Annotated in this window: 13 protein-coding genes; 7 read left to right on the forward strand and 6 right to left on the reverse strand. The window is 69.7% G+C overall.

What is annotated here, in order from left to right:
• Position 1: 1 nt before the first annotated feature.
• Positions 2 to 700, forward strand: a complete 699-nt coding sequence (locus tag ACWDRB_RS12350) for a TetR/AcrR family transcriptional regulator (RefSeq protein ID WP_449893255.1) — start codon at positions 2 to 4, stop codon at positions 698 to 700.
• A complete protein-coding gene (locus ACWDRB_RS12355; RefSeq protein ID WP_449893257.1) occupies positions 697 to 2,109 on the forward strand; it encodes an MFS transporter in 1,413 nt (470 codons plus the stop codon). The genes ACWDRB_RS12350 and ACWDRB_RS12355 overlap by 4 nt, the downstream gene beginning before the upstream one ends.
• A 298-nt stretch (positions 2,110 to 2,407) precedes the next feature.
• Here the strand turns inward: ACWDRB_RS12355 and ACWDRB_RS12360 are convergent, their stop codons facing one another.
• On the reverse strand, positions 2,408 to 3,340 hold the full coding sequence (locus ACWDRB_RS12360) for a DUF5996 family protein (protein WP_449893259.1): 933 nt from the start codon (positions 3,338 to 3,340) through the stop codon (positions 2,408 to 2,410).
• 14 nt (positions 3,341 to 3,354) lie between these two features.
• Complete coding sequence (locus tag ACWDRB_RS12365; RefSeq protein ID WP_449893261.1) at positions 3,355 to 4,116, reverse strand: MBL fold metallo-hydrolase; 762 nt, start codon at positions 4,114 to 4,116, stop codon at positions 3,355 to 3,357.
• Between the two features lie 79 nt (positions 4,117 to 4,195).
• Between ACWDRB_RS12365 and ACWDRB_RS12370 the strand changes: the two genes are divergently transcribed.
• Positions 4,196 to 4,594 (forward strand): MerR family transcriptional regulator, encoded by a 399-nt coding sequence (locus ACWDRB_RS12370; protein ID WP_313043208.1) that lies wholly within the window; start codon positions 4,196 to 4,198, stop codon positions 4,592 to 4,594.
• A 9-nt stretch (positions 4,595 to 4,603) separates the two neighbouring features.
• Here the strand turns inward: ACWDRB_RS12370 and ACWDRB_RS12375 are convergent, their stop codons facing one another.
• Both ACWDRB_RS12375 and ACWDRB_RS12380 read right to left on the reverse strand, forming a co-directional pair.
• Positions 4,604 to 5,788, reverse strand: coding sequence for a hypothetical protein (locus ACWDRB_RS12375; protein ID WP_449893264.1), 1,185 nt, complete (start codon positions 5,786 to 5,788; stop codon positions 4,604 to 4,606).
• Between the two features lie 113 nt (positions 5,789 to 5,901).
• Positions 5,902 to 7,536 (reverse strand): dolichyl-phosphate-mannose--protein mannosyltransferase, encoded by a 1,635-nt coding sequence (locus ACWDRB_RS12380; RefSeq protein ID WP_449893266.1) that lies wholly within the window; start codon positions 7,534 to 7,536, stop codon positions 5,902 to 5,904.
• A 56-nt stretch (positions 7,537 to 7,592) separates the two neighbouring features.
• On the opposite strand from ACWDRB_RS12380, the gene rsmI reads away from it, so the two are divergent.
• Positions 7,593 to 8,462: a 16S rRNA (cytidine(1402)-2'-O)-methyltransferase gene (gene rsmI / locus ACWDRB_RS12385; protein ID WP_397372087.1), complete on the forward strand. Its 870-nt coding sequence runs from the start codon at positions 7,593 to 7,595 to the stop codon at positions 8,460 to 8,462.
• Between the two features lie 52 nt (positions 8,463 to 8,514).
• On the forward strand, positions 8,515 to 10,059 hold the full coding sequence (locus ACWDRB_RS12390) for a dolichyl-phosphate-mannose--protein mannosyltransferase (RefSeq protein WP_449893268.1): 1,545 nt from the start codon (positions 8,515 to 8,517) through the stop codon (positions 10,057 to 10,059).
• On the opposite strand, the gene ACWDRB_RS12395 is transcribed toward ACWDRB_RS12390, so the two are convergent.
• Positions 9,995 to 11,470: a hypothetical protein gene (locus ACWDRB_RS12395; protein WP_355197484.1), complete on the reverse strand. Its 1,476-nt coding sequence runs from the start codon at positions 11,468 to 11,470 to the stop codon at positions 9,995 to 9,997. The two genes, ACWDRB_RS12390 and ACWDRB_RS12395, sit on opposite strands and share 65 nt — an antisense overlap.
• Before the next feature lie 171 nt (positions 11,471 to 11,641).
• On the opposite strand from ACWDRB_RS12395, the gene ACWDRB_RS12400 reads away from it, so the two are divergent.
• Both ACWDRB_RS12400 and metG read left to right on the forward strand, forming a co-directional pair.
• On the forward strand, positions 11,642 to 12,862 hold the full coding sequence (locus ACWDRB_RS12400) for a glycosyltransferase family 2 protein (protein WP_449893271.1): 1,221 nt from the start codon (positions 11,642 to 11,644) through the stop codon (positions 12,860 to 12,862).
• An 87-nt stretch (positions 12,863 to 12,949) separates the two neighbouring features.
• Positions 12,950 to 14,731, forward strand: coding sequence for a methionine--tRNA ligase (metG, locus tag ACWDRB_RS12405; protein ID WP_449893273.1), 1,782 nt, complete (start codon positions 12,950 to 12,952; stop codon positions 14,729 to 14,731).
• On the opposite strand, the gene ACWDRB_RS12410 is transcribed toward metG, so the two are convergent.
• Positions 14,676 to 15,911 (reverse strand): FAD-dependent monooxygenase, encoded by a 1,236-nt coding sequence (locus ACWDRB_RS12410; protein WP_449893275.1) that lies wholly within the window; start codon positions 15,909 to 15,911, stop codon positions 14,676 to 14,678. The genes metG and ACWDRB_RS12410 overlap by 56 nt on opposite strands.
• Between the last annotated feature and the right edge of the window lie 37 nt (positions 15,912 to 15,948).

A 15,948-nucleotide genomic window follows, 5' to 3' on the forward strand; every position in this document is an offset into this window, starting at 1 on the left:
CATGACGAACCCGACAGGCCGGCGACGCGCGCCGGCGATGAGCCCGGAACAGCGCCGCGAGATGATCGTCCGGGCGGCGCTTCCCCTGGTGGTGGAGTACGGCACCTCCGTGACCACCGCCCAGGTCGCCCGCGCCGCGGGCATCGGCGAAGGCACGATCTTCCGGGCCTTCGGCGACAAGGAGACCCTGCTCGCCGCCTGCATGGCAGAGGCGGCGCGGCCCGACGACACGCTCGCGCACGTGGCGGCGATCGCGCTGGACATGCCGCTGGAGGAGCGGCTGATCGAGGCCGCGGAGACGCTGCGCGGCTATCTGGCCCGGATGGGCGCCGTGGCCGGTGCCCTGGCCGCCTCGGGCGGCCTCCGCCGCGACCCCCGCCTCCTGGGCGCACCCTCCGAAGCCTCCGGAGGCGCGCCCTCCGGCGCCTCGGAAGAGGGGCGTGGCGCCTCCGAAAGGCCGCAGGAGGGCTCAGGGCGGGCCCTCTCGGGGCGGGAGGCGTCGATGGCGGCCACCCGCGAGGTGCTGTCCGGACTGTTCGAGCCCGAGCGCGACGACCTCAGGCTGCCCCCGGAGCGGCTGGCCGAGGCGTTCCAGTTCCTGATCCTGGCGTCCGGGCGGGGCGGGTCGTCCCCGCTCACCTCCGAGGAACTGGTCGACCTGTTCCTGCACGGCGCGCTGAAGGGCGGCGAGGCCGGGTGACGGACCTCTACGAGGACCTCCCGGCCGGCAGTCGCACGGCGGTGACGTACGCCCTGCTCGGCTGCGCCTTCCTGAGCATGCTGGACGGCACCGTGGTCGGCACCGCCCTGCCGCGCATCGTCGAGCAATTAGGCGGGTCGGGCTCGTGGTACGTGTGGCTGGTCACCGCGTACCTGCTCACCTCCTCGGTGACCGTGCCCGTCTACGGCCGCCTGTCCGACCTGTACGGCCGCCGCCGGCTCCTGCTCGCCGGCCTGGCCGTCTTCCTGGCGGGATCCCTGGCCTGCGGTGTGGCGGGCTCGATGCCGTTCCTGATCGCCAGCCGGGCGTTCCAGGGCCTCGGCGCGGGCGCGCTGCTCACCCTGGGCATGGCCATGATCCGCGACCTGCACCCGCCCTCCCGCGCGGAGGGCATGATCCGCATGCAGACCCTGCTGGCCGCCATGATGATCGTCGGCATGGTGGGCGGCCCGCTGCTCGGCGGCCTGCTGGCCGACCACGCGAGCTGGCGCTGGGCGTTCCTTATCAACCTGCCCCTCGGCGTGGCCGGAGCCGCCATGATCGCCGTGCTGCTGCCCGAGCGCCGGCTCCCCGGCGCCGCGCCCGGCAGGCTCGACGTGGCCGGGATCGTCCTGCTCACCAGCGGCCTGTCGCTGGTCCTGGTGGGGCTCAGCCTCAAGGGCAACACCGCCCTGGGGTGGGCCGACCCCGCCGTGCTCGGCACCCTGCTGGCCGGTCTGGCCCTGCTGACCGCCCTCGTGCGCGTCGAACGCCGGGCCGCCACCCCGGTGCTCCCGCTCCGCCTGCTGCGCCGCCGCACGTACGCGGCCCTGCTCGCCGGCGGGTTCTTCATGCAGTTCGCGGTCCTGCCCGTCGGCGTGCTCCTGCCGCTCTACCTCCAGCACGTACGCGGCTACTCGGCCACGGCCTCCGGGCTGGTCCTGCTCCCGTTCCTGATCGGGATGACCGTGGGCAACCGGATGACGGCGGTGCTGATCCTGCGTTCCGGGCATCCGAAACCAGCGCTGCTGACGGGCGCGGCGCTGGTCACGATCGGCACGGGCGCGTTCTTCGCCCTCGGTCCGGATACCCCGCCGATCCTGACCGGGGTGTGGCTGCTGCTCGCCGGCCTCGGCACGGGTCCCGCCATGGGCGGGATCACGATCGCCACGCAGAGCAGCGTCCCGCACGCGGACATGGGCACCGCCACGGCCGGATCGGCGCTCACCAAGCAGCTCGGTGGCACCTTGAGCCTGGCCTGCACGCAATCCCTGCTCGCCGGGCCCAGGGTCACGGCCGGTGGAGTGGGGGCGACGGTGGCGTGGATCGGTGGGGTGGCGGGGGTGCTGGCGTTCGCGGCCCTCCTCGCCATGCGCGACACCGCCGTCATGGCCCCGGCCCGCTCGTAGCGACCCGCCGTACTTCGGCTGGGATCCTTCGGAGGGGAACGGGCGCGGCGGGGGAGAGAGGGGCGGCCATCTCCTGGTGGCCGGAAATTCGTGTCGGGGTGGGAATGTTCGGGGGGCGGGTGTGGTTACATAGATCGTGGCCGGTGTGTCCAGTGTCCCCGGGCCTCACCTATTGCCTTCGCGGAATACCGTTCGGCTGGAGCCGCGTTGTGCCTTTCGCCGAGAGGCGACCTGCACACCGGTTCGCATACGTTGAGCGCCCGCCCTCCTCGGAGGGCGGGCGCTCAATACTTTCCGCTCAGTACTTTCCGTAGTACGGGTCCGTGACGCCCCCAGGCGAGTTCAGCGCCTCCATGTCGACCCCGGTCAGCCGGGCCCCCGCATGGTAGGCGCTGTCCAGGAACTCCAGCACGGACGCGACCGGATCACCCATCGCGCGCACGTCGTCGTACCGGAGGATGGCCAGGTGGCTGCCCCGGGTGGGCAGCCACTCGGCCTCGACGGGCCGCAGCGGCTCGAGTTCCAGGCCCTTGGGCTCCGGCGCGGTGTAGGAGTAGAACGCCGGCCACGGCCGCTCCTTGTCGCCGAACCAGAACCCCGCGCTGATGACCTCCCAGCTGTACGCCTCCCGCGTGACCGGGTCGGCGTCGGGCGAGACCCGGACCACGCGGCCGGTGAAGCGCGTCACGGCGATGTCGAACGTGTGCCAGAAGTGGTGCACCGGCGAGGTCTTGCCGGCGAAGTCGGCGGCGAAGCGGTCGAGCAGCTGCACCACCTGGGACAGGATCCGCCAGTAGCGGTTGATCAGGACGGGGTCGTACCGGGCGTGCAGGGTGTCGTCGGCGAACGGCGTGTCGTCGCCCAGGTCGAACGGCACGGCCCAGATCTCCGGCCGGATCCCCAGCCCCGCGAGCGTCTCGAAGAGCCGGTCGTGGAACGACGCCACCGACCGCCCGATCAGGGTGAACTCCGCGCTGCGCCCGTCGAGCACGTCCACCACCAGCCGGTGGCGCACCAGGTCGAAGTCGATGCTGAACAGCGGTTGCTCGCCCAGCCCGCCCATCGGGCGCGTGGTGAGCCCGCGCCCGGTCGGGTGGAAGGGCACCTGCCACCAGTGGTTGCGCCGGTTGCTCGACGACAACCGGATCTTCCCCACGATCTGCGCGAACCTGTGAAAGGTCTCCTTGGCCTCCGCCCACTCCGCGAGCGGCATTGCTGGGAACAGCTCCATGAGACCAATGGTAACTACCGTATGTAATGGGACAGTTCCCAAGGGTCATGCGCGGAGAAGACTGTGACGCCGTGGTCGTGTACGAGCGACCTCAGGCGTTCCTGGCTGGACAGGCGCCGCTCGGCGTCGACCTGGGCGCCGACCTGCACGAGGTCCATCAGCGGGTGCGGCTGGGGCTCGCGGTCCAGCTCACCGTGGTAGAAGTACGCGTCCCCGGCGTGCAGCAGCCAGCGTTCGCCGTCGTTGACCGCCACTCCGGCGTGCCCGCGGGTGTGCCCGTCCAGCGGCACGAGCAGGAAGTCCTCACCCAGCCCCGTCAGCGGCCGCACCCCGTCCACACCCAGCCACCGGGTGCCCGTGTCCGGATAAGTCACCCATTTGGGTGAGTGAGCCCAGTGACCCGGGCGGTAGCGGCGGTTCGGGGCCTGGGCGATGGCGTCCTCCAGCTCGACCTCCATGACGTGCACCCGGGCGTGCGGGAAGTCGGGCAGGCCGCCGCTGTGGTCCACGTCCAGGTGGGTCAGCACGATGTGCCGTACGTCGAGCGGGTCGTGACCGAGCGCGGCGACCTGCCGCACGGCGGTCTCGTCGGGCGAGAGCAGCGGCTCGACGAGCTCCGCCCACTCGCGCTCCAGCATCTCCTCGGGCTTGGCCACGTCGTCGAGGCCCAGCCCGGCCTCGACCAGGACGAGCCCGGAGGCGGGCGTCTCGATCAGCAGCGCGTGGCACACCGCGGGCGCCGCCGGCTGCCCGTCCGGGGATTCGATCTCGCGCATGGAGCCGAGATTCAGGTGGTGAATTCGCATACGCACTAGACTGCGACTTGAAGCGCGGTTCAAGTCAAGGGGCCAGGTCGTGGAAGACACGTTGATCGACATAGGCGAGGTGGCCAGGCAGAGCGGGCTGGCCGCGTCGGCGCTGCGGTTCTACGAGCGCAAGGGGCTCATTCAGGCGGAAGGACGCAACGGCCTGCGCCGCGCGTACCGTCCCGAGACGCTGGAGCGCCTGGCGTTGATCACGTGCGCCCGGGACGCGGGGTTCACGCTGTCGGAGATCGCCGAGTTCCTGCGCGCCAGGCCGTCCGACGCGAGGCTGCGCGAGCGCATGGCGGCCAAGGAGCGCGAGGTGTCCGAGCGGGTCGCGCAGCTCACCCGGCTGCGCGACAGCCTGCGGCACGCGGTGACCTGCGACCACGACCCGCTTGTGGAATGTCCTGAGTTCAAGCAGGCCGTGGGCCGCGTGCCGCTGGGCTGAGCACGTTCGTCAGCTCGGGTTGACGTACTTTCTCGGTCGCAGGGCGTGGGCGCGCAGGGCCGCCAGGGCGGCGAGCTGGCCGGAGCGGTCCATCCGCACCGCCAGCTCGTCGCTGAAGGCCAGCCCCAGCGCGGTGAGTTGTGAGATCAGGTCGGCCACCGGCGCGGCGACGTCCTCAACGGTCGTGGTGGGATGCCAGCCCTCGCCGCCGACCACTTCCGCCACCCGCTCGCGCAGCTCGGTGGGTGACATCAGCGTGCCGTCGGCGATCAGCATCAGCGCGGCCTCCCGCGCCGAAACCTCGAACTCGTGCTTTCCCCTGGCCAGCAGCAGCCTCGTGACCGCCGACCACATGGCCGACTTGGACTTGAGCAGCCGCCGGCCGTAGTCGGTGATGGCCAGCTTCGTGCCGTCGCGACTGATCGCGCCGAGCTCCCGCTCGGCCAGCTCGCGCAGCCTGAGCGCCTCGGGCGAGGGTGCCAGCCGCAGCGGCAGGCTCTCCTCCGAGGCGGCCAGGGTGAGGAGACGGTGCAACGGGGGCAGGGGTTGCGGGGTGATGGGCGCGTGCAGGCGCACCTCGAACGGCTGGGCCAGCTCGCGCCTGGCCGGGCCGCGGCCCAGCACCCAGCGGTTGAGGCGTTCGCCGTGCACCCGGTTGAGCCAGCTGTCGCCGCCCAGCTCGGAGCGGGGCTCGGTGAGCCAGCGGCGGGTCAGGGCGGTGCGGTCGACGGTCTCACCGGCGACGATCGCCAGTTCGAGGGCGGCGGAGCAGGCGAGGTGCGCGCCCAGCTCCTCGGGCCCCATGATCATGCTCCACTGCAGTTCGGGGACGTCGGGCGGGAGCACGCCCGTGGCCTCGAGCGCCTGCTGGTAGGCGCTGGTGCCGGCGTCCTCGCCCTCACGGGCGTAGGTACGGAGGATCTGGAGGGTCGTAGCTGACACGCACAGAGCGGCATAGCGCTCCATCCCGCCGAGCTGGAGCAGCCGGCCCAGCGAACGTGCCAGTCGTTCGTGGTCGCCGCCCACCTTGAGCGGCAACGTGTACCAGAGGAACTCGCAGACGTCGAGCTGGGTCACCGTTTCCAGCGGCTCTCCACCCGTCAGCCATTCGACGGCGGTCCTGGCCTCCTCGGCCAGCTCCGGCTGAGAGCGCTCCAACTCGGCGAGCAGGGCGGTGACATCCGGTGCACTCATGCCTCGAAGTTTGCCGTATCGACCCCGGGCCTGACGATGGCCGAATCCGGTGCGTATTGGGTCTTGCACAGCGATAACCCTAAGAAACCACTATGGGGCGGATGGTAAGCAGATCATATCCACCGTTTCTCGAACAACATGCGGGCCTTCCACTCGGTGTACGGGATGAGTTCGGCGGACAGGATCGGGTGCAGCCACCAGAAGTTGATGAGCGCGAGCAGCGTGAACGCGCCGACCACGGCGGCCCCGATGGTGCGCCGTAGCGGCATCGCCCCCGTGATCGTCGGTTTCGACGACCCGATCAGCAGCCCGGCGCACAGCGTGATGGCCAGCACCATGAACGGCACCATCGGGATGGCGTAGAACAGGAACATCGTCCGGTTGTCGGCGACGGCGAAGTAGATCCACGGCACCAGGCCCATGGCGTACGACAGCAGCACGGCCCCCGCCCGCCAGTCGCGCGAGGAGACATACCACGCGATCAGGGCCACCAGCGCGGCCACCGCCCCGAACCAGATCACCGGCGTGCCCACGCCCAGCACAGCCTCGGAGCAGTCCTTGACGCCGCACGTGTTCTGCTTGCCCTCGTAGTAGAAGGCGACCGGACGCAGCAGCAGCGGCCACTGCCAGGGCTCCGACATGTACGGGTGCGAGGTCTCCAGCCCGCTGTGGAACGTGTAGACCTGCCACTGGTACTTGATCCACGACCGCATCGAGTCGACCACGAAGAAGATCGGGTTGCCCGCGGAGGTGGCCTGATTCCAGTCGCGCCCGTAGCCGGTCGCGTTGGCGAACCAGCCGATCCAGGTGGCCATGTAGGTGACGAACGGCACCACGGCGAACGCCAGGAACGCCTGCGGCACGTCCTTGTTGAACGCCCCGACGTACGGATTCCGCAGCCCGACGGCCCGGCGGGCGCCGAAGTCCCACATCACGGACATGATCGCGAACGCCACGGCGAACGCCAGCCCCGACCACTTGACCGACATCGCGAAGGCCAGGCAGACCCCGGCGGCGATCCGCCACCACCTGATCCCCAGCGAGGGACCGTGCGGCGAGAGCGGCGAGTTCTCGTACCAGGTCGCGAGCCGTTCGCGGGCCTGGTCGCGATCGACCACCAGGCAGGCGAACGCGGCCAGCACCCAGAACATCAGGAAGATGTCCAGCAGCGCCGTGCGCGAGAGCACGTAGTGCAGGCCGTCGAGGGCCAGCAGCAGGCCGGCGAAGCAGCCCAGCAGCGTCGACCGCGTCATCCTGCGGGCCACCCTGGCCAGGATGAGGATCGACAGCGACCCGATCAGCGCGGCGGCGAAGCGCCAGCCGAACGGGTTGAGCCCGAACAGCCACTCGCCCGCGCCGATCATCCACTTGCCCAGCGGCGGGTGGACGACGTAGGAGGCGCACTTGTCGAGGGTCTCGGACGTGCACGACTGCCAGATGTCGGTGTTGCCGGCGATGATCGCCTTGTCGGCGTCCTTGATGGTGGTCCGCTCGACACCCCAGGTGATCAGCGAGAACGCGTCCTTCATGTAGTACGTCTCGTCGAACACCACGGCCTTGGGATGGCCCAGGTTGATGAAGCGCAGGACGGCGCCGAAAAGGGTGACCAGCAGCGGGCCGATCCAGCCCCACAGGATGCTGCCGTGCATGGGAGGCACGAGCCGTTCGCGTACGGACATCGTCTTGGGAAGGCTGTCGCCGACCTCCGAGCTCTCGTAGGCCTGGTATGGGGAATCGGTCACCGCCATTCGGACATCGTACGGGCCCCAAGCCGATCGCAAACGCAGAAACACGGTTATTTGGGATGCCCTGCCACAATGGTCAGGTGACTGGAGACGGCAGGTTGGTGCTGGCAGGAGCCCCCATCGGCCAGGCGGGTGATGTCTCGCCGCGGCTGCGCGAGGTGCTCGGGAGCGCCGACGTGGTGGCCGCCGAGGACACCAGGCGGCTGCGCAGGCTCGCGACCGAGCTGGGCGTGGAGATCGAGGGCCGGGTGGTGTCCTACTACGACCAGAACGAGGTGGCGCGGGCCAAGGAGCTCCTGGAGACCCTGAAAGAGGGCCGCACGGTCGTGGTCATCACGGACGCGGGCATGCCGGGCGTCTCTGACCCCGGCTACCGCCTGACGCGCCTGGCGGTCGAGGAGGGCATCACGGTCACCGCGCTGCCGGGGCCGAGCGCCGTCACGACCGCGCTGGCCGTGTCCGGGCTGGCCAGCGACCGGTTCTGCTTCGAGGGCTTCCCGCCGCGCAAGCCGGGCGAGCGGGCCCGCCGCCTGGCCTCCCTGGCGGCCGAGGAGCGCACGATGGTCTTCTTCGAGTCGCCGCGCCGGCTGGCGAGCTCCCTGGAGGCCATGGCCGAGGCGTTCGGCCCCGACCGGCAGGCCGCCGTGTGCCGCGAGCTGACCAAGACGTACGAGGAGGTACGGCGGGGCGGGCTCGGCGAGCTGGCCGAATGGGCGGCGAAGGACGTCAAGGGCGAGATCACGCTCGTGGTCGCCGGATATGCGCCGGGGGAGGGCGAGCCGGACCTGGACGAGCTGGTCGCCGAGGTGGACCGCAGGGTCGCCGAGGGCGTCCAGCGCAAGCTCGCCGTCGCCGAGGTGGCCAGGCAGGCGGGCATCCCCAAACGCGAGCTGTATGACCTGGTTCACAGGAGATCCCCTACGCCATAGGGTGCGCATGGTGAGGAACTGGGGGGTTTCCGCTCAGCGACTGGTCCCGCCGATGCCGGGGACACCCATGCTGGGCTGGGCCGGGCCGATCCTGGTCGCGCTGTTCGGCGGCCTCCTGCGGTTCATCAGGCTCGACGAGCCCAAGGCCGTGGTCTTCGACGAGACGTACTACGCCAAGGACGCGTACTCGCTGATCACGCACGGCGTCGAGCGGACCATGCTCGGCGACGCCAAGGACCCGATCGCCGACAGACGCCTCATCACCGGCAACCTGGACATCTTCAAGCAATGTCCGCAGCCCGACGACTGCGCCTCGTTCGTGGCGCACCCGCCGCTGGGCAAGTGGATGATCGGCGTGGGCGAGTGGCTGTTCGGGATGGACCCGTTCGGCTGGCGCTTCGCGGCGGCGCTGATCGGCACGCTGTCCATCCTGATCATGGCCAGGGTGGCGCGCAGGATGACGCGGTCGACGCTGCTGGGCTGCCTGGCCGGGCTGCTGCTCTCGCTCGACGGCCTGCACCTGGTGCTGTCGCGCACGGCACTGCTGGACATCTTCCTGATGTTCTGGGTGCTGGCCGGGTTCGCCTGCCTGGTGACCGACCGGGACTGGGCGCGGCGACGGCTGGCGGACTGGCACGAGCGCGGGCCGATCGGCGAGCTGGGGCCGCGTCTGGGGCTGCGGCCGTGGCGGCTCGCGGCCGGGCTCTGCCTGGGGGCGGCGTGCGCGGTGAAGTGGTCGGGGATCTTCTTCCTGATCGCGTTCGCGGTCATGAGCCTCATGTGGGACCTGGGGGCCAGGCGGGCGCTGGGGCTGCGGCAGCCGTACCGGGGGGCGTTCTCGTACGACCTGCCGGGCGCGTTCGCGGCCATGGCGCTCGTGCCCGCGGTCACCTTCGTGGCCTCGTGGACCGGGTGGTTCGCCGCCTCCGGCGGCTGGGGGCGCAACTGGACGCAGGCCGCCTCGTCCGGGCCGGTGTTCTTCGTGGTCGACTCGGTGCGGTCGTGGCTTCAGTACCAGGTGCAGGTGCTGGGCTATCACAGCAACCTGCACGAATACCACCCGTACATGTCGGAGCCGTGGCAGTGGCCGCTGCTGATCAGGCCCGTCTCGTTCCACTACCCGTCGGACATCCCGCCGTCGGCGTGCGGGGCCGACAAGTGCTCACAGGCCGTGCTCGGGGTCGGCACCCCCGCCCTCTGGTACGCCGCCGTGCTGGCGCTGGTCGGCCTCGTCGCCTGGTACGTGGCCACGCGCGACTGGCGGGCGGGGGCGGCGCTGCTGGGCGTCGCGGCCGGCTGGCTGCCGTGGTTCTACTACGCCCTCGCCGACAACCGGACGATGTACCTGTTCTACATGATCCCCGTCGTGCCGTTCATGGTGCTGGCGCTCGTGCTGGTGGCGGGGCTGGTGCTGGGCAGGCAGGACGCCCCCGCGCCACGGCGGGCGACCGGGGCCGCGCTGGTGGGGGCGTTCGCGCTCATCGTGCTGATCAACTTCTGGTGGCTCTATCCGGTGCTGACCGCCGAGACGATCACACACGCAGACTGGTGGGCTCGGATGCTGATGCGTTCTTGGGTGACCGCCGCGCCCAAGTGACGCCGCGGCGCAGCGTGATCGCCGCGGCGACGCAGGCCAGCGGGACGGCCGGGAGCACGTACCGGTAGTCGAACTCCGCCGTCGCCGCCGGGGCCAGCAGCAGCCCCACCGCGCCGAGCCACGGCAGCGCCACCGGGCCGCCGAACTTGCGCCACCTGACCGCGACGCCGTACAGGCCGATCAGCAGGATGCCGCCGAGCATGATGCCGCGCAGGTAGAACACCTTCTGGTAGCCGCTCATGATGTCGGCCCACGGGTGCACGATGCGGGTCTCCGGCGGGCCCTGCTCGTAGCTGAACGCGTCGGTGTCGGTGCGGCCGCCCGCGTACGACGACCACTTCGGCAGCCGCTTGGGCTGGCCGCTCTCGTCCGGCTCGACGTACGGCTTGAACTCGTACATGCCGTATGTGGACGGGTCGGGGAACATCGGCCGGCCCCAGTGGAACGAGCGGAAGAAGTCACGCGTGACCACCTTGAGGTAGTCGCCGGGCTGCGACAGGATCGCCCGCGTGGCGAACGCGCTGGCCGCGTCGTTGGTGATCTCGCTCCACTTCTTGTTGATGCCCCACCGGTGCAGCACCTCGCCGGTGCCCGTGCCGTCGCCGTTGCCCTGGCCCCACAGGTACCACTGCGCGTAGTCCTTGCGCTGGCTGACCGGGTCGTTGATGCACAGCAGGAGGAGCTGGACCTCCTTGTACTTGTCGATCTTCATCTTGTTGCAGTCGGCGAAGATGGCCGTGCGCATGTAGAGGATGAGACCGTCGCTGTTGGTCATCGCGAACTTGCCGTACGCGGAGGCGAACCAGCCCATGTACGCCATCACCGGCACCGCGCAGGCCGTGATCACGGCGACGATCGGGCGCCAGCCGGTCCGCTTGACCAGCAGGTAGAGCACCACCAGCGCCAGGATCGGCAGGCCGATCGAGCGGGTCAGCCACGTCACCGCCAGCAGCAGGCCGACGACCGCGCCCGCCTGCCACGACAGCCGCCGCTTCCACAGCACCAGCGTGATGACGCCCACCACGAGCAGCGTGAACATGCTGTCGGACATCACCAGCTGCTCGAGCTGGATCTGGTACGCGTCCAGCAGCACCGGCGCCGCCGCCAGCGTGGCGCCCCACTTCGGCAGCCGGAACTTGATCCGCAGCAACGCGTAGATCAGGCAGGCCGTGGCCAGGCCCATCAGGTGCTGCGTGAAGATCACCAGTGCGAAGCTGTGGAACGGCTTGAGCAGCATGAGCCAGAAGCTGTAGCCGTCGGGCCTGATCGGGTGCGGCCGCGGGTGCAGCGCCACCGAGACGTACTCGTAGGAGTCGTTGAACCACATGGCCGGGCCGTAGCCGAGCATGGTGATGAGCCGCAGCACGGCGCCAACGCCGAAAACCGCGGCGAACACTCGATGCCGGCGCACGAACGACAGCCAACGAGCTGCCCGGCCAGGAGCGGAGTGGTCCACAGGGGTAATCTCCGCGACGCTCACCATGCTGTAAAGAATGCCAGTCGTTTTTGGGTCTTGACCCGAGCACGGTTGGGCACAGGGCATGATGGTTCACTGGAAGAGTCTTAACTGAAGGGTAGACACGTGGAACTGACGGTGGTCATGCCCTGCCTCAATGAGGCGGAGACCGTGGAAGTCTGTGTACGCAAGGCGCTGGCGTGCATGGAGGAGCACGGCATCGAGGGCGAGGTCCTGATCGCCGACAACGGCAGCACGGACGGCTCACAACAGCTTGCCCGCGACGCCGGAGCCCGCGTGGTCCACGTCGACGAGAAGGGCTATGGCAACGCCCTCATGGGCGGAATCAGGGCGGCGCGCGGCAAATACGTCATCATGGGCGACGCCGACGACTCCTATGACTTCACCGCGCTGCTGCCGTTCGTCGAGCAGCTGCGCGACGGCGCCGACCTGGTGATGGGAAACCGCTTCAAGGGCGGCATCGCCCCGGGCGCCATGCCCCCGCTCCACCGCTACCTCGGCAACCCCGTGCTGTCGTTCGTTGGCCGGCTGTTCTTCCCCTCGGCCATCGGCGACTTCCACTGCGGGCTGCGCGGGTTCCGGCGCGACTCGATCCTCAAGCTGCAGCTGCAGACGGGCGGCATGGAGTTCGCCTCCGAGATGGTGGTCCGCTCCACGCTGTCGGGCCTCGACGTGCGCGAGGTGCCCACCACGCTCTCGCCCGACGGCCGCTCCCGCCCGCCGCACCTGCGCTCCTGGCGCGACGGCTGGCGCCACCTGCGCTTCCTGCTCCTCTACAGCCCGAAGTGGCTGTTCTTCTATCCCGGCGTGCTGATGATGGTCATCGGCCTCGTCGCCGGGACGGCGCTGACGTTCGGCCCGGTGGAGATCGGGGAGCTGGCCTTCGACGTCGACACCCTCGTCGGGTCGTCCGCCCTGGTCGTGATCGGGTTCCAGGCGGCCCTGTTCGCCGTGTTCACCAAGGTCTACGCGGCCGAGGAGGGCTTCCTGCCCGAGTCGCCGCGTATCCGGCGGCTGATCGACATCGTGAGCCTGGAGAAGGGGCTCGTGGTCGGCGGCCTGCTGGCGCTGGCCGGTGTGATCGGCCTGGTGATGTCGCTGTCCCATTGGCAGGTGCGCAGCTTCGGCGAGCTCGACCCGCGCGAGTCGCTGCGTATCGTCGTGCCCTCCGCGACCGCTCTGGTCATGAGCTTCCAGACGATCTTCGCGGCGCTGTTCATCAGCATCCTCGGCATCCGCCGCACGCGCGAGACCTCCATCGACGTGGCCGCCAAGGCCGCGGAGGAAGCCGCGGAGGCGGTTTCCCTGGAGGAGTCCAAGCGATAGCCGTCCCCTACGGCGGGGTCCTGACGGGCCCCGCCGACACGGGGGATTGGGTCCGAGACGGACAGGGAGCCCCGTAGGCTAAGGACTATGTCCCAGCACATCTTGACCGCCGTCGCGTGGCCGTACGCAAACGGCCCCCGCCACATCGGGCACGTCTCCGGGTTCGGCGTGCCGTCCGACGTCTTCAGCCGCTACCAGCGGATGGCGGGCAACAAGGTGCTGATGGTGTCAGGCACCGACGAGCACGGCACCCCCATCCAGGTGCAGGCCGACAAGGAAGGCGTGACCGCCAGGGAGCTGGCCGACCGCTACAACCGTGTCATCGCCGAGGACCTCACCGGACTCGGGCTCTCGTACGACCTGTTCACCAGGACTACGACGAAAAACCACTACGCCGTCACACAAGAGATCTTCAAGGGCCTCTTCGACAACGGCTATATCTTCCCCAAGACCACGATGGGGGCGATCTCCCCCTCGACCGGCCGCACCCTGCCCGACCGCTACATCGAGGGCACCTGCCCCATCTGCGGCTACGACGGCGCGCGCGGCGACCAGTGCGACAACTGCGGCAACCAGCTCGACCCGATCGAGCTGATCAACCCCAAGAGCCGCATCAACGGCGAGACGCCCACGTTCGTCGAGACCGAGCACTTCATGCTCGACCTGCCCGCCTTCACCGAGGTCCTCGGCTCCTACCTGCAGTCCAAGCAGGGCGAGTGGCGGCCCAACGTGCTGAAGTTCGCGCTCAACCTGCTCGGCGACCTGCAGCCGCGCGCGATCAGCCGCGACCTCGACTGGGGCGTGCCGATCCCGCTCGACGGCTGGCGCGACCAGCCCAACAAGCGGCTCTACGTGTGGTTCGACGCGGTGATCGGCTACCTGTCGGCGTCCATCGAGTGGGCCAGGCGCTCGGGCGACCCCGACGCGTGGCGCCAGTGGTGGCAGAACCCCGATGCCCGCGGCTACTACTTCATGGGCAAGGACAACATCGTCTTCCACGCCGAGATCTGGCCGGCGATGCTGTACGGCTACAGCGGGCAGGGCGACCGCGCCGGCACGCCGGGCTCGCTCGGCGGGCTCCAGGTGCCGTCCGAGGTGGTCTCCAGCGAGTTCCTGACGATGGAGGGCAAGAAGTTCTCCTCGTCCAGGCAAGTAGTAATTTACGTAAGAGATTTCCTGGCGCGTTACGACGCCGACGCCCTTCGCTACTACATCGCGGTGGCCGGACCGGAAAACCAGGACACCGATTTCACCTGGCAGGAGTTCGTCAACCGCAACAACGGCGAGCTGGTCGCGGCCTGGGGAAACCTGGTCAACCGGTCGATCTCGATGGCGGCCAAGAACTTCGGGGCCGTGCCCGAGCCGGGCGACCTCACCGACGCTGACCGGGCCCTGCTGGAGCGCTCGCGCAAGGCGTTCGCCCCGGTGGGCGAGGAGCTGAGCAGGTCGCGCTTCAAGAACGGGATCAACGAGGCGTTCGACGTGGTCCGCGAGGCCAACAAATACCTGGCCGAGCAGGAGCCGTGGAAGCTCAAGGAGGACCCGGAGCGGCAGAAGTCGATCCTGCACGTCGCGCTCCAGGTCGTCGACGACGCCAAGACGATGCTCACGCCGTTCCTGCCCAGCTCGTCCAACAAGGTCTTCACCATGCTCGGCGGCGAGGGCGTGTGGTCGGGCATGCCGGAGATCCGCGAGGTCGACGAGGACGGCGGCACCCCCTACCCGGTGATCACCGGCGAGTACGACGGGGCGGCCCGGTGGGAGCATCGGCCGATCAAGCCGGGCACGCCGCTCGCGCCGCCCGTGCCGCTGTTCAAGAAGCTCGACCCGAAGGTCGTGGATGAGGAGCTGGCCCGGCTGGGCGAGTGACCTCGTAGGCCGCGTAGTCCTTGAGGCTGATGGCGCCGGCGGTCTTCCTGACCGACTTCGCCATCAGCCCCTTCCACGGCAGGTACGGCAGGAGCCGGTAGTTCTGGTTCATGAACCAGGCCATGAACCTGTTCTCCGGGACCATGAACTTGCTGACGCCTACGGCCGACCGCTGGCACCCCTCGGCGTAGGCGCGCACCTCCCGCTCGTAGCCGGCGAAGGCGGCGCGGTGGTCGCCCTCTGCTGCGGCCAGCTCGCCCGCCAGCACGTACGCGCTCACCATCGCCAGTCCGGTGCCCATGCCGGACAGCGGCGAGGCGCAGCACGCGGCGTCGCCCAGCAGCACCACCCGGCCGCGTGACCAGGAGTCCAGGCGGATCTGGCCGACCGAGTCGAAGTAGAAGTCGTCCGTCCGCCGCATCCTGCGCATCAGCTCCGGGACCTCCCAGCCGACGCCCTCGTACGCCTGCTCCAGGAGCTCCTGCTGGCGGGCGACGTCGTGCCGGTCGTGGTCGAGCGGCGGCGAGCCGAACCAGAACACGGCCTTGGCCTCGGCGTTCCCCCTCGCGCTGTAGATCGCGGCCATCTTGCCCGGGACGTTGTAGGCGTGACCGCTGTGGTCGAGCCCGAGGTAGTTGTCGATCGTGAACACCGCCGAGTAGAGCCCCAGGTACGACAGGTAGTCCCGCTCGGGACCGAAGGCCAGGGATCGCACGTTCGAGTGCAGGCCGTCCGCGCCCACCACGAGGTCGAAGCGCCTGGCCGGGCTCCGCTCGAAGGTGACCGTCACCCCGTCCGCGTCCTGGTCGACGGCCGTGATGGAGTCGCCGAAGACGTACTCGGTGTGGGCCTCGGTGGCGTCGTACAGGATGCGGGCCAGGTCGCCGCGGAGGATCTCGATGTCGCCCGCGAACAGGTCTTCGGGCATGGCCACGAGCTTCCTGCCGGCCTCGTTGACGTTCCACATGGCGCCCATGTGGGTCTGCTCGCGTTCGACGGCGTCCAGGATGCCCATCTTGCGAAGGACGGTCAGGTGCGCCTCGCCGCGGAAGTCCACGGCGTAGCCGCCCTCACGGAGGGCGGGGGCGCGTTCGACGACGGTGGTGCGGTGGCCGTACCGGGTGAGCCAGAGGGCGAGCGCGGGGCCGGCGACGCTCGCGCCGGAGATCAGGATGTCCATGCCCCTGACCCTGCCGATCCGGTCTCACCGCATCCTC

The sequence above is a fragment of the Nonomuraea sp. NPDC003707 genome (assembly GCF_053587055.1).

Coding starts and splice junctions, on each gene's coding strand:
- metG (WP_449893273.1), top strand. CDS start 12,950: ATGTCCCAGCACATCTTGACCGCCGTCGCGTGGCCGTACGCAAACGGC.
- ACWDRB_RS12410 (WP_449893275.1), bottom strand. CDS start 15,911: ATGGACATCCTGATCTCCGGCGCGAGCGTCGCCGGCCCCGCGCTCGCC.
- rsmI (WP_397372087.1), top strand. CDS start 7,593: ATGCCCTGCCACAATGGTCAGGTGACTGGAGACGGCAGGTTGGTGCTG.
- ACWDRB_RS12360 (WP_449893259.1), bottom strand. CDS start 3,340: ATGGAGCTGTTCCCAGCAATGCCGCTCGCGGAGTGGGCGGAGGCCAAG.
- ACWDRB_RS12390 (WP_449893268.1), top strand. CDS start 8,515: ATGCCGGGGACACCCATGCTGGGCTGGGCCGGGCCGATCCTGGTCGCG.
- ACWDRB_RS12380 (WP_449893266.1), bottom strand. CDS start 7,536: ATGGCGGTGACCGATTCCCCATACCAGGCCTACGAGAGCTCGGAGGTC.
- ACWDRB_RS12375 (WP_449893264.1), bottom strand. CDS start 5,788: ATGAGTGCACCGGATGTCACCGCCCTGCTCGCCGAGTTGGAGCGCTCT.
- ACWDRB_RS12350 (WP_449893255.1), top strand. CDS start 2: ATGACGAACCCGACAGGCCGGCGACGCGCGCCGGCGATGAGCCCGGAA.
- ACWDRB_RS12365 (WP_449893261.1), bottom strand. CDS start 4,116: ATGCGCGAGATCGAATCCCCGGACGGGCAGCCGGCGGCGCCCGCGGTG.